This is a genomic window from Sphaerisporangium perillae, assembly GCF_023276435.1.
Taxonomy (GTDB): domain Bacteria; phylum Actinomycetota; class Actinomycetes; order Streptosporangiales; family Streptosporangiaceae; genus Sphaerisporangium; species Sphaerisporangium perillae.
Genome location: NZ_JALLPO010000012.1, coordinates 52,271 through 71,644, shown reverse-complemented (window position 1 = coordinate 71,644; position 19,374 = coordinate 52,271). Strand labels below are relative to the sequence as shown.

Here is a 19,374-nt window from a genome sequence, read left to right as displayed (position 1 = left end):
CAGTGCTCCCGCGGGAGCCCACCTCGTCACGCGAACAGGGGTACACCGGCGCCGCGCGCGTGATCGGCGACAACACTACGGACGCTCGCCGAGAATGCATCGGAGGCAGGACGACGCCCATTCCCGGACAGGAGCGGCGTCTCCTGATGCGACACCGCGGCGGCGCCCCGATAGGACGATGAAGATCGTACAAAGACCCGCGCAAACCGGTCAAGATTGACCGAATCGCCTAGAGGTGCATAGTGCGCGCAGGGCAAGGAACACAGCATGCGGAATGCTCGATGCTCGAGCCGACGTCCGGCTCGATCCGCTGGGGAGGAGTCGACCTGCGGGACGTGGACCCGGACGATCTCAAGAAGCGGAGGTCCGTCCGGGACAGGCCGTCGTGGTGGAGGACCCGGTGCCGCCCGGACGGTGCATCATCAAGCGCACCGTACCTGACGACCCCGTACCGGGGGAGGTGGCGGAGGATCCGATCATCAGGGTCGGGAAGGGAAACCGGCTCGTCCTGTGCCGCCTCAATACCGGCGCCGCCTTCAGTCGCCGGCGGGAATGTCGTCCTCTCTCCACCCCAGCTCGTCGAGCACGTCGACCACCCCGTTGACCCGCTCGGTCATTCGTACGATCATCCGCGCGTCGCCGCGGGTCGCCATCTGGCCTCTCAGCGTCACGACGCCACCGGCCACCGAAACGTGGACGGCAGGCGAGTATGGCCACAGGGCTCCTTCGACGATGTCATCGCGCACCTCGTCGGCGATGTCGTCGTCGGTTCTGACGAACATCGTGAGCAGATCGTGGCGGCTGACGATGCCCTCGAGCAGGCCGTCGTCGTCGACCACCGGAAGTCGCTTCACCCCGTGCTCGCTCATCTGACGGGCGGCGGTCACCACGGAGGTGTACGACCTCACCGTGATCGCCGGTTTGGTCATCAACTCGGCCGCGCTCTCCCCGCGCGCCTTCTCCTCCGGGCTCCCACCTTGGCCGCCGATATGCCGGCGAAGCCGGGAACGAAGGGAAGGCCGGTAGTCTTCGCCGTAGTACTGCTCCCTGAACTCCTCCTTGCGGAGCAGGTCGGCTTCGGAGATCACGCCGATGACGTGCCCCTCGCCGTCGACCACCGGGACCGCGCTCACTCCATGCCGGACGAGCACCTCGGCGACGTCCTTGAACGGTGTGCTGCCGTTGACGGACGCGACCTCCCTGGTCATGACGTCCCGCACCTTCTTGTGCACGATCGACTCCTTCCGCCACGGCTCCGCGGCGCCTGTCCTGGCTACTGCTGGACTCTGACGGCGGCGGCGGCCTCCGCGATGCGGATCTCGTAGGTCGTTTCCGGAGGCAGCCGTAGCGAGTTGTGCACGGCGCTGTGCTGGATGACGTTGCTGAAGGACTCCCGCAGTCCTTCGGGGACGCCCGGAGCTTCGATGACCAGCTTGATGTGGCTGACGTGCGCCGGCCGGAGACCCATCTCGTAGTCGGCGGTCACCGTCACCCCTGCGGACAGCTCGCAGCGGTGGAGATAGCGTTCGGCGCAGTGCGCGACGCAGGCCGCGAGGCTCCCGACGAACAGCTCCACAGGAGTGGGACCGGTGTCGCCCCCGCCGAAGTCCATGGACTGGTCGACGCGGATCGTGTGGCGGCGGACCTGGATGTCAAAGCGGTTTCCGCCGTGCCAGAGCACGCTCAGCGTGCCGTTCCGGTTGTGTTCCACGGATGGCTCCATAAACGTGTGCGATTGACCGCCGGATCCTTTCTCCACCGTTCACACGCGGCGCCTCCGTCCGGTAGGGGACTTCGTCCGTGGATCGCTGGACGAACGTCCTGACACCGCCGAGGACCTTGGACCATGGGCGAGGGTGCTGGAACGGGCACGCGAGCGGCACGTCGACGTGCCGGGCCTGCTAACGCCGCCATCATGGTCCAGCGGGCGCAGCGTCCTTAGCGGGGCGGTCAAGACGTACCGGCTCGACGGTGATCGTTAGTGGGTGAGGCCGATGTGTCCAGCCAGTCGAGCCGGCGGGCGAGTCGTCTGGCGCTGTCGATGACGGCGGCGACGTGGCGGGGCGGGTCACTCGAGCGCCACAAGAGCGACCACGGGTAGCGGGTCGTCGGTTCGATCAGGGGACGCCATATGGTGCCCGGCTGGCTGGACGTGCGGTAGGAGGAGGGAACGCAGAGTACGCAGCGGTGCTGGAGCACGAGGTCGGCGGCGGCGCGGTTGCTCTCGACGGTTCCCTCGTAGATGGTGGGCGAGAATCCGGCAGAGCGGCACAGCTCGGTGACGAACTGGTTCAACTCCGGCGTTTGGCTGTCCTCGCCGAGCAGGAGCGGTTCGTTCACGAGGTCGGCGACCGGCACGCCGTCCAGGGCGGCGAAGCGGTGGTCGTCGGGGATGAGCACGCCGAGTGGATCGAGCCGGATCAACTCGGAGGCCACCTCGGGAGGGGCCTGTGATGCGCGCCCGATCCCGATGTCCAGGCGCCCATCGGCCAGTTGCCGGTACTGCTCGGGGGTGCCGGCCTCGACCTGGTGGATCGTCAGCTCAGGATGGCTCTGCTGGACGGCGCGCAGGATCTGCGGCATGGAATCGTAGCTGGCGTCGATGATGCCGACCCGGACCGTGGGCGATGACGCGGCGGCGCTTCGTGCGGCGTGCGCCGCCCGGCCCACATGGTCGAGGATCTGCCGTGCCTCGACGAGGAAGACCACGCCGGCCGGGGTGAGCTCGACGTGGTGGGTGCTGCGATTCAGCAGTCGCACCCCGATCTCGCGCTCGAGCCGCTGTATCTGCTGACTCAGCGCGGACTGCACGATGTGCTCGCGGGTCGCCGCCCGGCCGAAATGCAGTTCCTCGGCCAACGTCACGAAGTAGCGGAGCTGGCGTAGCTCCATGTCCGCCACCCCTTTCCACCTGGGCGGCGCTGATGCGGACCGTCTTGGTCCACCCTAGGTCCCCGCGGCGGCCGGCGGCCGTACAGCAAGCGAACCGTTTCCTGGAGAGTAGCCGCGTCTCACTCTCGGTCCAGGCGGTGATGCGGTCTCAGGCCTTCCTCCTGGCGGCATCACCTGCGGATGCGCGCGCTTCCACGGACGGGGCGGCGCGGCGGTGTTCGAGGCGATCGCGATCGGGCCAGTGCACGCCGGTGGCCCAGCCCAGGCGCTCGAAGACCCGGATCAGCCCGGCGGAGGGGTCGACCTGGTGCCGGTCCAGGCCGTGGCGGGCGCAGCTGGGCTCGCTGTGGTGGCCGTTGTGCCAGCTCTCTCCGAACGACAACAGGGCCAGTGGCCACACGTTGGTGGAGCGATCATGGCGGCGCGTGGTGAAGGGTCTGCTGCCGATCACGTGGCACAGGGAGTTGACGCTCCAGGTGACGTGCTGCAGCAGGGCGACCCGGACCAGCCCGGCCCAAAGGAACGCGGTCAGCCCGCCGTACAGCTCGCCGCTGATCGCCCAGCCGGCCAGGAACGGCAGCGTCAGCGACACCGCGCACAGGGCGGGGAAGGCGCGCGCCACCCTTGCCATCGCCGGATCGGCGAGCAGGTCGGGGGCGTAGCGGGTGACCGGAGTCTGATCGTCGGCGAACATCCAGCCGAGGTGGGCGTGGGCAAGCCCCTGTAGCTGCCCACGCAGGCCGGCGCCGTACCGGTAGGGCGAGTGCGGATCGCCAGGGCGGTCGGTGAACGCATGATGGCGGCGGTGGACCGCCACCCAGTCGATCAGGTTGCCCTGAAAGCTCATCGACCCGGCCATCGCCAGGACAACGCGCAGCCACGGCCGGGCCGTGAAGGACCCATGGGTGAACAGCCGGTGGAACCCGACCGTCACCCCGAGCCCGGTCACCACGTAGAAGACCCCTGCCAGCAGCAGATCGGTGAGCGTGACCCCGGTGCCCCACGCCAGCCAGATCCCGGTCCCCAACGCGACGAACGGCACGATGACGATCGCCCCGGTCAGGCCTACCTGTGCTCCGCCCGCCGGAGCGTGCTCCGCGGCCCGGGGGAAGGGGGATACGCCGTCGTAGACCTCCCGATCTCGCACCGCTTGTTCGGAAACAGTCATAACCTCTTCCGTCCGCTCACACGGTCCGCCCGTGCACGTAGCACCAGCGCCAAGCCGTCTCAGGTTCCAAGGCGGAGACCACCGGGTGGTCGGTCTCCCTGTAGTGCTCCTGGGCGTGACCACCCGACGAATCGTCCGAGCAGGCGACCCACCCGCATGTCAGGCACACCAGCAGGCGCTCCCAGCTCAAGCCGGACGCCAGGCACTTCTCGCATTCCGGCAACCCGGGTTCCGCCGCCGGGACCATATCGAGGTGGTCACAGCGCGGCGCCTGACCGTTCAGGCCGCCGCGTACGGCCATGTTCATGCCTTGCATGTCCTGGGTCATCATGTCCCCCCCAGGCGACAGCGACGCGAGGTGCGCCGACTGAACGTCTTTCAGTCAACGCGATCGGCGGACCAGGGGAAACGTCCAATCCCAGCAAGCCTCATCACCGGCCGCGATCACGGGTCCGACGCCGTCGACCTGACCAGGCATTCTCGTCCGGCTCGCCGTGTCATGGGGGGTTGGAACCCGCTCCCGGACCGGGCGGCCATTCTGCCTGCCCACGACGACACCTCCAGTCATCACCGGCGGTGATAAGTCAGGTCACGATCGCTGGTTTCCGCTCCGTCGAGCTGGGCGGATGATTAAGCCATCACGACGATCTCGCTGACACCATCGCAACGTTTCTATGCCGTCTGTAGCCGTGCGGTCATCTTGTCCAGTCCCATAGGAGACGGCATGAACAGCATGGAAATGGCCGGCAGCGCTCACGGACTCGGAGCCGAACCGATCCGCACCCCCCTCGCGGCCTTCGACCGGGATCCGCGCATCACCGCGCTCGTCGAGCATCGTGGCCTGCGCGTCGACGGTGACCTCGACGCCACGACCCTGCCCGCTCTGATCAGGGCGCTGGCCGCGATGGGGAGCAGCCGCGACATCTGCGTCGATCTGAGCGGCCTGACGTTCATCGATGTCGGCAGCCTGCGTATCCTGGTCGCCGCCGCCGCCCGGCTGGAGGGCGATCATGTTCTGACGTTGCGGTCGGCGTCCCCACTGGTGCGGCGCCTGCTCGACCTCACCGGCTGGTCGCCGGCGTCCGGGACGGGAGCCGGATCCGCGAAGCTCGCGGCCGTGTTCACGCGTTCGCCTCGGGATGGCCGGGCACGATGACGACCTTGCCGGTGAAACCGCCGGCCTCGGCGTAGCGCAGTGCGGCCGCCGCGCCGGTCAGCGGGAAGGTGCGAGCGACCTGCGCGGTGATGTCCCTGGCTGCCAGCAGGGCGAACAGCCGCCCCAGGTCGGCGCGCAGCTCGGCGCGATAGCGGTCGAGATGGCGTGCCTTGCCGGCCCACAGGTTGAAGAAGTACGCGCGACGCCCGTTCGGCAGGGCGTTCCAGACCGCCAGCCTGGCCACCAGCTTGAGCACCGTCAGTTGCCCGCTGCCCGGCTGGTCGCGGGTGGACGCGCTGCCGTACGAGACCAGCGTGCCGCCGCGCCCGAGCATCCGCCACGAGTCGACGACGCCGGGCCCGCCGACATGGTCGAACACCGCCGCCACGCCGTCCGGCGCGAGCTCGCGCACCCGCGCGGGCACGTCATCGTGGTAGTCGACGGGGATCACGCCAAGGCCGCGGAGGCGGTCGTGACCACGCGGCGAGGCCGTCCCGATCACGCGGATCCCGGCATGCCGGGCCAGCTGGACGAGCGTCGACCCGACCCCGCCGCTCGCCCCGAGCACGACGATCGTCTGATCGGCGCGCACCCGGGCGGTCCGGTGCAGCATCCGCCATGCGGTGATGCCGTTGACCACGACCGTCTCGGCCTCCGCGGCGCTCACCCCGTCCGGTACCGGAACCAGGTCGGCCAGGTCGAGCACGACACGGTCGGCCCAGCCGCCGATCTTCGTGAGAGCGGCGACCCGCTGCCCGACGGAGATGCGGGCGGCGTCCGCGGCGGCCTCGTCCCCGACGGCTTCGACGGTCCCCACCAGGTCGTAGCCGGGGACGAACGGGAACGCGGGCTGGTCGTAGTACTTCCCCCGGCGCATCTGCTGCTCGGCGAACGACACCCCGCTCGCCTCCACCCGCACCAGCGCCTGTCCAACCTCGAGCCGGGGGAGCTCCCTGACCCGCACCTGCAGCGCCTCCGGCTCCACCACGCCTGGCAACACGATCTCGGTCGCTTCCATGACCCATCTCCTAAGATGCTGGTTCTTTGGTTAGATGTTGTAACTAAAGTTACAGTAACATCCAATCCTGGATCAGGGAAGCGGCAGCCGGGTGACCGTCTTACGGATCACCTCGTCGTCCTCGACCACCGTGACAGGGGCCGACATGGGATCACCCGCACCAAGGCCCCCAGGGCCGTGCAAGACCGCCCACCAATGACGAAGAGGCCGTGTGTCTCATCCATGAAGGACGAGACACACGGCGCAAGGTCAGCGGCGGGTTGACTCCATGATCCAGTTCGTGATCCAGGTCTTCTCCCCGTCCACCGAGAACGCCTGCTCCCAGCGGGCGGAGTTCGCGGTGATGCCCGACCAGATGTAGCGCACCCGGATCTCCTTGCCCGCCAGGGTGTCGTCCCCGTAGAACTCACCCCGGCCGTCGATGAACCGGCCGACGACCGGCGTGGTCAGCGTGCCGGTCCGGCTATTGACCCAGTACAGCGACCACTCCTCGCGTTCGGGGTCGTACAGCCGCAAGGTGAGACCGCCGAAGCCCTTCGTTGGGAACTCGATCTCGTCGAAGTTCGCCCCGCCCTCGAAATGCCGGGAGGCCCGGCTGACGGCCGGGAACTCCTCCCACTCGGTCGCTTCCTGGAAGAAGCACGTCTCTTCGAGGAAGTCCGTCCGTCGGCGGTTGGTGACGTCCCACGTGCCGGCGTAGAAGTCAAAGTCGTTCATGAGCGGTCTCCTGTCGTGCCTTGGGGGAGGCGAATCGGCGAGATGAGCGTCAAGATCAGGTCGTGCTTTTGGGGAAGCGGATCGCCGAGCACCGGCGGCAACGCCCCTACGCGTCCGACCAGCGACCGGCCCAAGCGGACGAAGCACATCGGTCTGCGAAAGCCATGGCTGCACCGTAGAGCCGCTTCACTGCCACCTTGTGTCAGTGAAGTCGAGCCGTCTTCCGCCAACCCTGCTTCCGAGCTGCGTGCGCGTCGCGGCTCCTCGCTTGACCTCAACCAAGGTTGAAGTTAGAGACTCGGTCGTCATTGACGACAACGAAGGTGGCCTTGATGAAAGCAGCGGCATTCTCGCGATACGGCGGTCCGGACGTGCTACGGCTGATGGAGATCGACACCCCGCAGGCCGGTACCGGGCAGGTCCGGGTCCACGTCAAGGCCGCCGGAGTACAACCGTACGACTGTGCGGTGCGAGCGGGCTGGACACCGCCGGGTGTGGCACCAGGTCTGCCCAAGATTCCTGGCAACGAGTTCGCCGGCGTGGTCGACCAGGTCGGCGACGGCGTCACCGGCGTCGCGGCCGGTGCCGAAGTGCTCGGCTTCGGGCAGCTCAACTCCTACGCCGAATACCTGGTCGTCCCCGCCGAGCAGGTCACCGCCAAACCCGCCGGCATGCCGTGGGAGGTCGCCGGTGGGTTCAGTGCCGGGGCGCAGACCGCGCACATCGCGCTGCAGGAGTTGCGCGCCGGCAAGGGCGACACCGTGCTCGTCCATGGGGCGGCCGGCGCGGTCGGCACGGTCGCGGTCCAGTTGGCGGCGCAGTGGGGGGCCACCGTCATCGGCACCGGCAGCGAGGCGAACCACGACTACCTCCGCTCGCTCGGCGCGATCCCGGTCGCGTACGGCGATGGCCTGCTGGAACGGGTGCAGGCGGTCGCACCCGACGGCGTGGACGCCGCCCTGGACGGAGCCGGCGGCGACGCGCTGACCGTGTCGCTGGCCCTGGTAGCCGACCGGGATCGGATCCTTACGCTCGTCGAGCACGGCAGGGCGCGGGAACTCGGTATCCGGGTCACGCCCAACCTGCGCTCGGCGGCTCGGCTCGCCGAGCTCGCCGACCTGTACACGCAGGGGAAACTGCGCATCCACGTCCGTAGCACCTTCCCATTGGATGGCGCGGCCGACGCGCACCGTGAGGTGGAGACCGGACACGGCCGCGGCAGAGTCGTCCTCACCATCGGTTGAGCCTCGCCACCCGCCTGACCGGCCGCGGGGCCCCCGCCTGAATGGCCGCGAGGGCCCGCCGCCTGCCGCTCTCGGCCGGTCAATCCTGCCCGTCCCCGGTTGATGTGACATTTGTCCCGGCACACGTGCGATATCGCTCTCTGCCGGGACAGAGCCGTTCCTGGCACGATTCTTGCCGTGACCAAGACCCGCTTCCCAGGCCTGACCCTCGCCGCCTTCGTCATCACGGCGGTGCCGAGCCTGCTTCAGCTCGCCCACCCCGCGTTGGAGAAGGCGTTCAGGCGCGACCTCTCGGCCATCGCGGCGGGCGAGTGGTGGCGGCTGCTGACTTCGCTGGTCTTCCAGGACGGCGGCGTCTTCGGCACCGTCTACAACCTCGCGACGCTCGCGGTGCTGGGCTTCCTGGCCGAACGCCTCCTCGGGCGCGCGCGGTGGCTCCTGCTGTACGCGGCGGGCGCGGCGGGCGGCCAGGCGGCCGGCTGCCTGTTCGGTCACGCCGGCGCCGGCAACTCGATCGCCGTCTGCGGGCTCGCGGGCGGCCTGATGATCGCCGCCCTGTCAGGCGAGCCGACCGCCAGGGGTACGACGGCCTCCGGGAAGGGACTGCTGGCGGCAGTCCCGGACGGCGGGCTCGCGGGCGCGGCCGGCGCGTACTACGCCCTCGCTAGCGTGGGGACCGGGGTGCTCGGGTACTCCATCGCAGGGGTGATAGCCACGGCGGTGATCAGCGCGCTCGGCGTGCAGATGGTCGCCCGCCGGGAGCGGTTCCCCCGGTGGGCCTTTCCTGCCATCGGCGCCGTCGCCGGTCTCGTCCTGGTGGCCTTCGCCGACCACCACGGCGTCGCCTTGGTGTGCGGCCTGGTCACCGCGGCAGTCCTGTCCCGGGTGCCGCAGAAGGCCACGCTCGCGGGCACAGGGGGCGTAGAGCGGGCTACCCGGTGAGGCCGAGTCTGGGCCGGGCCCACGCCTTCCACGACCCCGCGGTGTTCACGAGGTTCGGCCTGCCACCGACTCACCCGGCCCCGATCCGTCGATGATGCCCCGCATGATCGTGGCGATGGCGGAGGGGTGGGTGAGGTGCGGGTGGTGTCCGGTGGCGGGGATGGTCGTGACGGTGGCCGGGCCGGGATCGCCGACCAGCGGATCCAGCTGCCCGGCGACGATGTGGACCGGGACTGAGACCGGCTTTGTCCCGCTGAGCAGGGCTTGGAGAGCGGCGCGTTCGGTGGGGTGGTTCGCGGCCCGGAGCCGGTGGGCCGTACGGCGGGCGACGCCGGGCCGGTGCAGTTGGGCGGCGGCACTCGCAATGGCCGGACGGGCTTGGTCTGAGGAAACGCCGCCGTTCGCGCCGAGGAGTGAGATCGCGAGACGGTCGGCGGAGATCCTCCTGAGGAGTGGTGCGGCGAGCACCGGTGTGCGGAGCAACCTTGAGGGCTGCTCCTGGAGGAAATAGGGGGAGATGAGGAGCAAGGCCGTGATGCGATCGGGATGCGCGGCGGCGTAGCGGAGCGCCGGTGCGGCGGCCGCCGAGTGGGCGACGATGATGGGCCGGGTTCGTACGGGCGCCAGCAGATCGGTGAGCCAGTCCGGCGGGGTGGCCGCCGTGGGGGCCGAACGGCCGAGTCCCGGCAGATCGGCGACGAGGGCGGATGCTCCGTCCAGCTCGCTGAGTACTCCCTGCCAGGACTCGCCGTCGAGGGGAAGTCCGTGCAGGAGAACGAAGTCGGGCGAGGTCAGGTCCCCGGTGACGTAGGTCCGGGATCCGCCGACTTCGTGGAAGCCGCCAGGAAGCGCGGCCGAGGCCGTCCCGAATCTGTCCGCCACCAGCCGATCGGCCCAGCGGCGCAGCGCGGTCTCGGCGGGAGGCTGCCGGAGCCCGGCGACCTCGGCGACCTTTTCGGCTGAGGCCGTGTCGTAACGGTCCTCGGTCAGGAAGGCCAGGGTCTCAGAGTTGGCTCCGGTAAGCGCCGCTGGGAGGCGGCGGATCAGGGCCACCGGCACGAGGGTCTTCGGCGCGCGTACGCCCAGGTGGCCGGCGAGCAGCCGAATCAGGTCGGGCAGGTCCGGGGTGTTCTCATCGAGTACCCAGTGCAGCCCGCCGGGCTCGGGGTCGTGTTCGGGAATCGCGGCCATGAACTTCGCGAAATGATCTACGGTCACCACGGGCACGAACGTACGGGCGGTTCCCGGCAGCGCCGGAAGCCGGCCGGTCCACAGGTCGCGGACCAGTTCGGCCAGACCGATGTACTGACCGGCCTCGCCCGTGGTCGAGTGGCCGATCACGCTGCTCGGATTCACCACGGTCAGCGGGACCCCCAACTGGGCCGCGACGACCCGTACGGCGGCATCCGCCTCGGTCTTGGAGCCTTCATAAGCCCCTTTGTCGCGGTAGAGCTTCACCAGTTCGGCCTCCGGAAGCGGATAGCGCGCTCGCGGGGCCAGCCCGACCCGGTAGCCCGACACGTGGATCAGCCTGCGCAGGCCGGGCCGGGTTGCGGCCCAGCGCAGCACGTTGAGGGCGCCCTCGACGTTGACCGCCCTGGCCTCCTCGCGCCCCAGCCCGAATCGGTAGATGCCGGCTGTGTGGAAAACATCCCGTACGTCGGCAAGTCGCTCGTCGTCCGCCGCGCTCAGCCCCAGGCCCGCACCCGCCGTGAGATCACCGTCCACGACCGCGAGCCGCTCGGCGGCCACGCCATGATCTTGAAGCCAGGCGCGTAATTCGCTTTCCCGGCCGGCGACGGGCTCGCCCTCGGCGCCTGCGCCCATGCGGCCACGAGCCGGTTCGCGGACGACGGCCGCGATCGTACGGCCCTGATCCAGCAGGTGCAGCACCGTCCACCTGCCGATGAAGCCGGTCGCGCCGAACACCACGGCGTCCGGCGCGCGAGCCGAAGTCTCTTCCATGTCAGATTCCTCTCTAGACCGATCTACATAATCTTTGGCCGGCAAAACGCGCCCGGCACCTCCACGATGGTCAGTCGGTGCCGAGCAGCTTGGCGATGCGCCGGCCGGTCTGCTCGATGGGGATCCGGCTGCGGCCGGCGCGGGCCAGTACCAGCGCGCCTTCGATCAGGGCGAGCACCGTCACCGCGAGCTCATCCGCCTCGGCCGCGTCGTGACCGTCGGCCCGGAGAGCATCGGCCAGCGGCCGCTGCCAGCCCGTGTAGATGCCGCCGCAGATCGGCTGTAGATGGTCGTTGGTCGAGGCGACCTCCAGGGCCACGGTCGCCACCGGACAGCCCTTGGCATAGCCGGCCGCCACCATCCTGTCGGCCAGCCCTTCCAGCAGAGCCAGCACGAGCTCGCGGGAGGTGGGCGCCGTCGCGGTCAGCTCTCCTACGATGCCGTCGACCTCCCGGCCCGCGGCGGCGAGGGCCTCGCCGACCAGCTGGTCCTTGCCGCCGGGGAAGTGGTGATAGAGCGAACCCCGGGGAGCGCCGGCCACCGCGAGCACCTCGTTGAGCCCGGTGCCGTGGTAGCCCTTCGCCTCCACAAGCGTCCGAGCCGCCTCGATCAGCCGCGCCCGCGTCTCATCACCCTTGACCGCCACAGTAGGAGAATAGACCGGTCTGCATAATCTTGTCCAAGCCTGCGGGGGCCGGGAACCTTGTCATCAGCTCGGACGACTGAGATCCGGATCACAGATCGCGGGCGGATGTCACACCTGGCACCCCCACCCGGCTCTAGGGGGTAATCGCGTGGTGGCCCTGCTGGCCAGGTATGCCCGGGGCGCTGGCACTATCCGGGAACCAACGGTGCCTGCGTGATCATGGCCGGCGCGGCGCGGCGAGCCCCCGGCGGAGAGCTCGTCCGGATGCCCGGCGGCCACTACGAATCCTTCCTGGGCGGGCACGAGCAGGCCGTCGACGTCGAGCTGTCCTTCCTGCGCCGGCACCTGCTCGATCATCCACCGGCGGACGACCCCGCCGCCGCGGCATCCTCGCTGCACCGACCGGCATGAAGGAGATCGAGCTGTCCGCCGGGACCATCGAATACCAGGACACCGGCGGCGACGGCCCCACGATCGTGCTGCTGCACGGGCTGATGATGGACGCCCCGGTCAGATGCCGAACCACGATCCGACCCCATGCCTCCATGACCCCGCGGAAGTCCCATCGGCCGTAAGGGACGCCTGAGGGTTATTCCAGGGTCGTACCCGATAGCCGCCGACTTCGTATCAGTCGAATATGGCCAGGAGATCGGGCCGGCGAATGGACAGGTGGCGGGGTGCTTCCATGGAAAGCCTCGCCGCTCCTCAAATCCTCACCACGCCGTCACCTTCGGTTTCAGCTGCCGTCGGCATGTGCTTGGTCCTGCTTCGCGTATTTACTATCGATGGGATACATCTGTGGCTCGTTCCACCGCGTCCTCCGCCCCTCAGATGCCGGATCCGGCACCATCAGGCGGGCAGGCGTTATCCGTGGCCCTTCAGGGTGTCTCCAAGTCCTTCGGCACGGGCCTGACCTCGGTAGCCGCGCTCCGCGACGTCTCCATGGCCTTCCCCGAGGGCACCTTCACCGCCTTGATGGGCCCTTCGGGATCGGGAAAGAGTACGTTCATGCATTGTGCCGCCGGCCTGGAACGGCCGGACGCCGGCGCCGTGTTCCTCGCGGGAACGGACATCACGAAAATGCGCGAGAGTCGGCTGACGGTTTTCCGGCGTAACAACATGGGCTTTGTGTTCCAGTCCTTCAACCTTCTCTCCTCCCTCACGGTCCGGCAGAACGTCACGCTCCCTTTTCTGCTCAACGGTCGGCGGGCTGACGGGAAATGGGTCGACGAGATCGTGGAGAGGGTGGGTCTTGCCGAGCGGATGGACCATCTTCCCGCCGAACTCTCCGGGGGACAGCAGCAGCGGGTGTCCATCGCGAGGGCTCTTGTCACCCGACCGCAGGTGATCTTCGCCGACGAGCCCACCGGCGCGCTCGACACCCAGACCGGGGCCGGCATCCTGCGCCTGCTCAGGGAGACCGTGGACGGCTTCGGCCGCACTCTGATCATGGTTACTCACGACCCGCGCGCTGCCACATATGCCGATCGGGTCGTCTTCCTTGTGGACGGAGGCATCGTGGACGAGATGAGCAGTCCAACGGTCGAACGGACCTCGGCCTGGCTGTCCCGGTTGGACGCGTGAGCTGTGCTACGTCTCGGCCTGAGATCCGTTCGCACGCGCAAGGCGCGTTTCGCGGGCTCGCTGCTTGCCGTCGCACTTGCCGTGACCGTCATCACCACCGGAGGCGTCCTGCTGCAGTCCGCGGTGACCGGTGATGGGGGATCCCGGCGGTTTCACGCCGTCACCCTGGTCGTGACCGGGAACCCGCACATATCCGTGGCGCCGGGTGGCCGGCCGATCGATTCTGGAGCCGATCCCGTCGGGGACCGGCTTCCACCCCCGCGGCTTCCTCTCAGCGTGGCGCATCGCGTCGCACAGGTGCCCGGCGTGCGGGAGGTGGTGACGGATGTCTCTATCTACAGCCATGTCGTCAAGGCCGGCGGGCCGTCGTCCCGCCTGAACGCGGATGGTGCCACGCGGGGTCATGGCTGGAGCAGTAGCCGGCTCACGCCGTACCGGCTGCGGGAGGGCCATCCACCGGTCAAACCAGATGAGATCGTCCTGGACGGCGGTGTCGCGGCTCGCACGGGTCTCGGCACGGGGGACTTCGCGGACGTTGTGACAGCGGTCGACGGCTCGCGCCGCTACCGGGTGGCAGGTGTAGCCCATCCAGCCCTGCCTGGGCCTCTTCACGCCACCGTCTTCTTCACCGATCAGACCGTCGCGCGGTTGTCCGGAGACTCGACCGGCGTTGATGCGGTCGCGGTGTTCGCCGAGCCGCACGTGGACATCGCACAGTTGGCCTCTCGTGTCCGGGACGCCGCCGGGGACGGGACCCTGGTGCTCACCGACACCTCTCAAGCCGAGCCGTCGGCCGACTCCGGCGCCTACGTTGCGACTACCGCGTTCCTCGGCATTATGAGTGCCGTCGCCGGGTTCGTCGCGATCTTCGTTATCGCGGGGACCTTCTCCCTCCTGGTCGTGCAGCGACGCCGGGAGATCGCGCTGCTCCGGGCGATCGGCGCCACAGGCGGACAGGTTCGGCGCATGATCGCCGCCGAGGGCCTGGTGGTGTCCGCGATCGCTCTGGTGGCAGGAGTGCCCGCCGGGCTCGCCCTGTCCCGGCCACTCGCAGGCCTTCTGGTATCGCTGGGGGTGGCCCCTGCGGGCTTCCACCCCGTCTACGGGGCCATCCCGCTGATCGTGACGGCGGCGGCGGGGGTCGGACTCACTCAGCTCGCGGCCTTCACCGCTGGGAACCGTGCCGCGCGGGTGCGCCCGACAGAGGCGCTCCGTGAGTCGGCGGCCCCACTCAAGCGCCTGTCCCGCTTGCGGCTGCTGGCCGGTGCCGCCTTCGGAGCCCTGAGCGCGTTCATCGTCGTCAACAGCATCGCCACCGGCGGTAACAAGGGGTCGGGAGACGCCTTCGTCGTGAGCTTCACGCTCATGATCACGGTCACGTTGCTCGGGCCGTTGATCACCGCACAGCTAGCCCGCCTGGTCGCCCCGCTGATCGTCATTCTGGGGCGGGGGCAGGGATTCCTCGCCGCCGCCAACGCCAAAGCCAATCCGTGGCGTATCGCTTCGGCGAGCATACCGATCACCCTCGCGGTGACGTTCACCTGCATCATGATCTTCATGCCACAGACCGTGCAGATGCTCACCCTCCAGGAGAGCCTGCTGCGTATCCATGCCGACCACGTACTCGTCTCAGCAGACGGGCAGGGTCTGCCCTCCGCCGTCACCAGGGACGTCGCCCGCCTTCCCGGTGTCAGCGCCGTCGCCGCGACGACTCCGATCCCCGTGCGTCTGGGCATGGGTGCAGCCGGTGGTCCTGTGCTGACGCGAACACTGATGGCGCTCGCTGTCGAACCCGGTGAGGTGCCGGCGCTTCTGGATCTCGATGTCAGCGTGGGTCACCTCAGTACGCTGACCGATGACGGCATCGCCGCCAGCTCATCCTTGGCGAGGGAAAGCCGCTGGCACGTGGGTGACAGCTTGCCAGTGGCGTTGCCAGACGGCACCCGCAAGGAACTGCATCTCGTGGCGACATACGAGCGGAGCCTGGGCCTGAGCGACGTGCTTGTGTCGGCGGACTTGGCCGCGCGTTACGCACCCCAGGCGCTCGCGTCGGCGATCTACGTCAAGGACGACGGCCGTTCGACGGCAGACAGCCTAAGCGCGCTCACGAAAGACCACCCCACTCTGGTCACGCTCTCGCGGGGCGCATACCTGTCGCAATTACAGAGGAGCAATGACTCCCAGACGACCGCCGTCTACCTCTTCATCATGCTGATCGGCCTGTACACAGCGATATCCGTGATGAACACGCTGGCCGCGGCGACCGCGGCCCGTACCCGCGAGTTCGCGGCCCTGCGCCTTGCCGGGTCAACGCGGCGTCAGGTGCTGACCATGGTCGGAGGGGAGGCCCTGATCACCGTGGTGATCGGTGTCCTTCTCGGCACGCTCATCGCCGCCACCACACTGGTGAGCTCGAGCCTGGCGCTCGCCCGAACCCCCGCGTTCGCCGCCCCTCCGCTGATCTACCTCACCATCGTGGCTCTGGCAGTCGTTCTGGGCCTGGCCGCGACCCTGCTTCCAGCGCGAATGGCAGTACGGCCGAGCGCCATATCAGTCATCGGCGCTCGTGAGTGAGGACTTCACCGGCCGGCCCGCGCCTTCGACACGGATTTCGACGCCGTGCTGTGCTTGAGGTCCAGACGGGCGGGCCTCCCGTCGGGGGAGCCATGTCGGGCCCGAACGGGGTGGCGCGGGATCGACATGGCACGCAGACGAGCGGCGCCGCACTCTTGCGGAGAGCAGGTGTGCGGCGCCCTGGGACGGCTGAGCCGCGGTCAGCGGTCCAGCTTCAGCAGCCGGGCGGCCGTGCCACCCCGGACCATCTCGCGCTCCTCGTCGCTGAGGCCGGGGACCCTGTCGAGCTGGCCGAGCGGGTCGTAGTACCCCATGTCGAAGGGGTAGTCGGTTCCGACCACGACGTGGTCGGGTCCCATCTTCTTCAGCAGGAACTCGAGGTGGACCTCGTCGAACACAAGGCAGTCGACGTAGACCTGCTTCAGGTAGGTGCTCGGTGGGCGCGAGATGTGGTGGCGGCCCTCGGGGCGCTCCTCGTACGCGTGGTCCATCCGCGAGGAGTAGAACGGCAGGTAGCCGCCGCCGTGCACGAAGCACAGTTTGAGCTCGGGGTGGTCCTCGAGTACGCCGCCGTGGATGATCCGCGTCAGCGCGACAGTGGTGTCGAGCGGGTTCCCGAGGACGTTGGTGAGGTAGTACTTCATCAGTCGCTCACCGTGGGTGAAGCCGTTCGGGTGGAGGAGCACCACAACGTCCAGCTCCTCGGCCTTGGCGAAGAACGGGCGGTAGCGGCGGTCGTCGAGGTCCAGCCCGGCGATGTTCGTGTTGATCTCAGCTCCCCGGAAGCCGAGCTCGCGCACCGCGTACTCCAGCTCGGCAACCGCGGACGAGACGTCCTGCATGGGCACCGTCGCCAACCCGACGAACCGGTCGGGGTTGCCGGCAACCAGCTCGGCGAGGTGCTCGTTCTGCAAGCGGGCCAGCCGGCGGCCGAGCTCGGGATCGGTCCAGTAGTAGAACTGCGGCGGTGCCACCGACAGTGCCTGCACGTCGATGCCCATGCGGTCCATGTCGGCGATGCGCACTGCCGGATCCGTGAGCTTGGGCATGATGCTCTTCACATGCCCGACCTGGTAGGCGTTGGTTTCCTGGCCGCCGAAGTAGGAGAAGGGCTCCATCTCCGGCGCCATCAGGCCCTCGACCAGCTCCAGGCACGCAGGGGTGAACACGTGCGCGTGGAGGTCCACGGTGCGGCGGTTGTTCCCGCTCATGTTTCTAAGGTTCCTCTCGGTCAATCAATAGGTCTGACAGTGGTGCGGCGCCGGCGAGCGCCAGTACCGCCACGGTCGCCGCGGGGATCTTGCCCGGATGGGAGGCGTGCACGCCGTGACGCGCTCGACGCCGGCCACCTTCGCGCTGACCACAGTGGCTAGCTGCCGGCCGATCCGAGACGGCGCAGCACCCCAAGCGTCAGGCGCTCGACGCCCAACCGGTATGCCTGGTCGACGCTGGCGCTCGCGGTGTCCCGCAGGAACGACCGGATCTCGTGGTGGGTCCGGGAGTCGTGCGGCAGCAGCGCCGCGATCTCCGACTCGACGAGGTCTGACAGGTCCTCATCCCCCTTGGCCACCTCGGTGATCAGGCCGAGCCCGGCAGCCGCCTCAGCATCCAGCCGGGATCCTGTGGCTGTCAGCCGGAAAGCCTGGGAGCGGCCGACCATGCGGGGCAGCCAGGCCAGGACCACGGAAGGCGCCCAGCCCGCGTTGACCTCCGGGAACCAGAACTGCGCCGAGGGGGACGCGTAGGACAGGTCGCACAAGGCGGCCAGCCCGACGCCGAAGCCGGCCGCGCCGCCCGTGACCTCCGCGACCGTCACCAGTTCGCCGCCCTGCAACGCCTGGTTGAGCTCGATGAGCATGTTCGCCTGGTGGCGCAGGGCGTCGGGGTCGCGCTCGCCCCGGTCCCGGCCAAGGCAGAAGTTGGGGCCGTTGGCCCGCAGGCGCATGATGCGTGACCCGGCCGGCGGGCGACGGAGCAACTCCGTCAGGGTCTCGCACATCGGCATCGACAGCAGGTTCTCGTCGCCGCGGTCGATCGTCACCTCAAGCACGTCACCGCGCTGCTCGACGACGAGGCCCTCGGTGGCTGGAGGATTCGACATCAGTTAAGCCTTTCTCTTGTACGTCAGTGCATGACCAAGCCGGCGCTGACATTGAGGTCCTCACCCGCGATCGAGGCGGCACGTGGGGACGCGAGGAAAACGGCCGCCTCGGTCACGTCTCGCGGTGCGACCAGGCGCCCACCAATGCCGGCCACCCGGCGACACGTCCATGCCAGGCACTCGGTCGGGTCGATCCGAGTCTCGGCGGCTCACAGGCTTGACCCGTTTACGAGTCCGACATGGTCACTCCATGACGTCGCCGTCCACCGGGAAAGGATCGATCGCCGGCTTACCGGTGAGGTGCTCGACGAGCGCCAAATAGCTGTTCTTGACGTGCTCCGCGGCCGCGGCCCCGACCGCATCGAGATCTCCGGCACGCACCATCGCGAGGATCTGCGCGTGCTCGGCCAGGGATGCCTCAACGCGCTCGTTGTTGAGATTCGTGACGTCCCAGGGGAAGGCTGTCCACAGTCCGTCGATTATGTCCACGAGGCTCGGGATCTCCGACCTCTCGAAGAAGTGGAAATGGAAGGAGCGATTGGCCACGAGGACCGCGTTGCGGTCCCCGTTCTCGTATGCCTGCCGCTGCATATCCAGGTAGGCCTGCGCCTTCTGCAGATCGCGCTGTGACATCCGCAGGGCGGCGCGCTGAGTCGCATATGCCTCGATCAGCCGTCTGGCGATGTACGAACCACCGACCTGTTCCAGGTCCGCGGACGCTACGCGCACCCCACGCCGCGGCTCGGCGGTCACCAGACCCTCGGCCTCGAGTAGACGTAAAGCTTCCCGGACCGGTGTGATGCTGGTCGAGAACCGCTTCGCGAGTTCCAGCTGACGCACCCACGCGCCGCGGGGCAGTTCCCCCGAGGCGATCAGCGAACGAAGCTCGTGCACGATGCGATCTCGCTTTGTCTGACCTGCTTCGCGCTCGCCCATACCGTCTCCTCACCGTTCCTGAAAGTGCTTTGCTGGGTTGTATCGACGAATGCGATATTTCCAAGTGTGGCTGGCGTCGAGCGGGGGCTGCCGCACGCGCTGGACCGCGTAATGCGTCGGGGTCGCCGCATCCACCTGGGCAGGCTGCCGCCCGCGCTGCGGGGGGCTCCCGGTCGCGGACGGATGCGTATGGCCGTGAAGCCCGTCGGCCACCGGCCGAGAACGCACCATTGCGATTTGACCTGGAGTCATATCGTCACTGAGCGAAAACGCGCGGCGGAATTTACCCACGACGGCCGAACACCTGGCAAGTACCGCTACATCGATGACCTCATTTTGCCGGGATGGTCATTTCTGACGCGGCCTCAGCAAATCGTAGTCGCATGATGGTTCGTCGTCGCAACCCGGTATCTCCCTTTCCCGGACGTTCG

General features: G+C 68.5%; 18 protein-coding genes. 6 read left to right on the top strand and 12 right to left on the bottom strand.

Features of this window, described 5'->3' with window-relative positions; genetic code table 11:
• Positions 1 to 536: 536 nt before the first annotated feature.
• The 5 genes from MYF83_RS13770 to MYF83_RS13750 all read right to left on the bottom strand — a co-directional run bounded on the left by MYF83_RS13770 (position 537) and on the right by MYF83_RS13750 (position 4,391).
• Complete coding sequence (locus tag MYF83_RS13770; RefSeq protein WP_248960689.1) at positions 537 to 1,232, bottom strand: CBS domain-containing protein; 696 nt, start codon at positions 1,230 to 1,232, stop codon at positions 537 to 539.
• Between the two features lie 41 nt (positions 1,233 to 1,273).
• Positions 1,274 to 1,711 carry an OsmC family protein gene (locus MYF83_RS13765; protein WP_248960688.1) on the bottom strand — a complete coding sequence of 146 codons (438 nt, stop codon included), beginning with the start codon at positions 1,709 to 1,711 and terminating at the stop codon, positions 1,274 to 1,276.
• Between the two features lie 239 nt (positions 1,712 to 1,950).
• Complete coding sequence (locus MYF83_RS13760; RefSeq protein WP_248960687.1) at positions 1,951 to 2,892, bottom strand: LysR family transcriptional regulator; 942 nt, start codon at positions 2,890 to 2,892, stop codon at positions 1,951 to 1,953.
• Positions 2,893 to 3,040: 148 nt separating this feature from the next.
• Entirely contained in the window at positions 3,041 to 4,060 is a 1,020-nt protein-coding gene (locus MYF83_RS13755) for an acyl-CoA desaturase (protein ID WP_248960686.1), read from the bottom strand.
• A gap of 16 nt (positions 4,061 to 4,076) precedes the next feature.
• Positions 4,077 to 4,391, bottom strand: a complete 315-nt coding sequence (locus MYF83_RS13750; protein WP_248960685.1) for a UBP-type zinc finger domain-containing protein — start codon at positions 4,389 to 4,391, stop codon at positions 4,077 to 4,079.
• 393 nt (positions 4,392 to 4,784) lie between these two features.
• Here MYF83_RS13750 and MYF83_RS13745 point away from each other — a divergent pair, with 393 nt between their 5' ends.
• Positions 4,785 to 5,216: an STAS domain-containing protein gene (locus tag MYF83_RS13745; protein ID WP_248960684.1), complete on the top strand. Its 432-nt coding sequence runs from the start codon at positions 4,785 to 4,787 to the stop codon at positions 5,214 to 5,216.
• Here MYF83_RS13745 and MYF83_RS13740 read toward each other — a convergent pair.
• Together MYF83_RS13740 and MYF83_RS13735 are read right to left on the bottom strand one after the other, a co-directional pair.
• A complete protein-coding gene (locus MYF83_RS13740; protein ID WP_248960683.1) occupies positions 5,182 to 6,234 on the bottom strand; it encodes a medium chain dehydrogenase/reductase family protein in 1,053 nt (350 codons plus the stop codon). The two genes, MYF83_RS13745 and MYF83_RS13740, sit on opposite strands and share 35 nt — an antisense overlap.
• 249 nt (positions 6,235 to 6,483) lie before the next feature.
• Complete coding sequence (locus MYF83_RS13735; protein ID WP_248960682.1) at positions 6,484 to 6,951, bottom strand: hypothetical protein; 468 nt, start codon at positions 6,949 to 6,951, stop codon at positions 6,484 to 6,486.
• A 332-nt stretch (positions 6,952 to 7,283) separates the two neighbouring features.
• Between MYF83_RS13735 and MYF83_RS13730 the strand changes: the two genes are divergently transcribed.
• Entirely contained in the window at positions 7,284 to 8,195 is a 912-nt protein-coding gene (locus MYF83_RS13730) for an NADP-dependent oxidoreductase (protein WP_248960681.1), read from the top strand.
• A 177-nt stretch (positions 8,196 to 8,372) separates the two neighbouring features.
• A complete protein-coding gene (locus tag MYF83_RS13725) occupies positions 8,373 to 9,137 on the top strand; it encodes a rhomboid family intramembrane serine protease (RefSeq protein ID WP_248960680.1) in 765 nt (254 codons plus the stop codon).
• 45 nt (positions 9,138 to 9,182) lie between these two features.
• On the opposite strand, the gene MYF83_RS13720 is transcribed toward MYF83_RS13725, so the two are convergent.
• Together MYF83_RS13720 and MYF83_RS13715 are read right to left on the bottom strand one after the other, a co-directional pair.
• Positions 9,183 to 11,102 (bottom strand): alpha/beta fold hydrolase, encoded by a 1,920-nt coding sequence (locus MYF83_RS13720; protein ID WP_248960679.1) that lies wholly within the window; start codon positions 11,100 to 11,102, stop codon positions 9,183 to 9,185.
• A 70-nt stretch (positions 11,103 to 11,172) separates the two neighbouring features.
• A complete protein-coding gene (locus tag MYF83_RS13715) occupies positions 11,173 to 11,748 on the bottom strand; it encodes a TetR/AcrR family transcriptional regulator (protein ID WP_248960678.1) in 576 nt (191 codons plus the stop codon).
• A gap of 213 nt (positions 11,749 to 11,961) precedes the next feature.
• Here MYF83_RS13715 and MYF83_RS13710 point away from each other — a divergent pair, with 213 nt between their 5' ends.
• From MYF83_RS13710 to MYF83_RS13700, 3 genes are all read left to right on the top strand, one after another.
• Positions 11,962 to 12,159 carry a hypothetical protein gene (locus MYF83_RS13710; protein ID WP_248960677.1) on the top strand — a complete coding sequence of 66 codons (198 nt, stop codon included), beginning with the start codon at positions 11,962 to 11,964 and terminating at the stop codon, positions 12,157 to 12,159.
• Positions 12,160 to 12,579: 420 nt separating this feature from the next.
• Positions 12,580 to 13,332 carry an ABC transporter ATP-binding protein gene (locus MYF83_RS13705; protein WP_248960676.1) on the top strand — a complete coding sequence of 251 codons (753 nt, stop codon included), beginning with the start codon at positions 12,580 to 12,582 and terminating at the stop codon, positions 13,330 to 13,332.
• 3 nt (positions 13,333 to 13,335) lie between these two features.
• Entirely contained in the window at positions 13,336 to 15,906 is a 2,571-nt protein-coding gene (locus MYF83_RS13700; RefSeq protein ID WP_248960675.1) for an ABC transporter permease, read from the top strand.
• A gap of 200 nt (positions 15,907 to 16,106) precedes the next feature.
• Here MYF83_RS13700 and MYF83_RS13695 read toward each other — a convergent pair whose 3' ends face one another.
• The 3 genes from MYF83_RS13695 to MYF83_RS13685 all read right to left on the bottom strand — a co-directional run bounded on the left by MYF83_RS13695 (position 16,107) and on the right by MYF83_RS13685 (position 18,943).
• Positions 16,107 to 17,117: an amidohydrolase family protein gene (locus MYF83_RS13695; protein WP_248960674.1), complete on the bottom strand. Its 1,011-nt coding sequence runs from the start codon at positions 17,115 to 17,117 to the stop codon at positions 16,107 to 16,109.
• Positions 17,118 to 17,275: 158 nt separating this feature from the next.
• Positions 17,276 to 18,007 (bottom strand): enoyl-CoA hydratase/isomerase family protein, encoded by a 732-nt coding sequence (locus MYF83_RS13690; RefSeq protein ID WP_248960673.1) that lies wholly within the window; start codon positions 18,005 to 18,007, stop codon positions 17,276 to 17,278.
• 243 nt (positions 18,008 to 18,250) lie between these two features.
• Entirely contained in the window at positions 18,251 to 18,943 is a 693-nt protein-coding gene (locus MYF83_RS13685; protein WP_248960672.1) for a GntR family transcriptional regulator, read from the bottom strand.
• Positions 18,944 to 19,374: the final 431 nt, after the last annotated feature.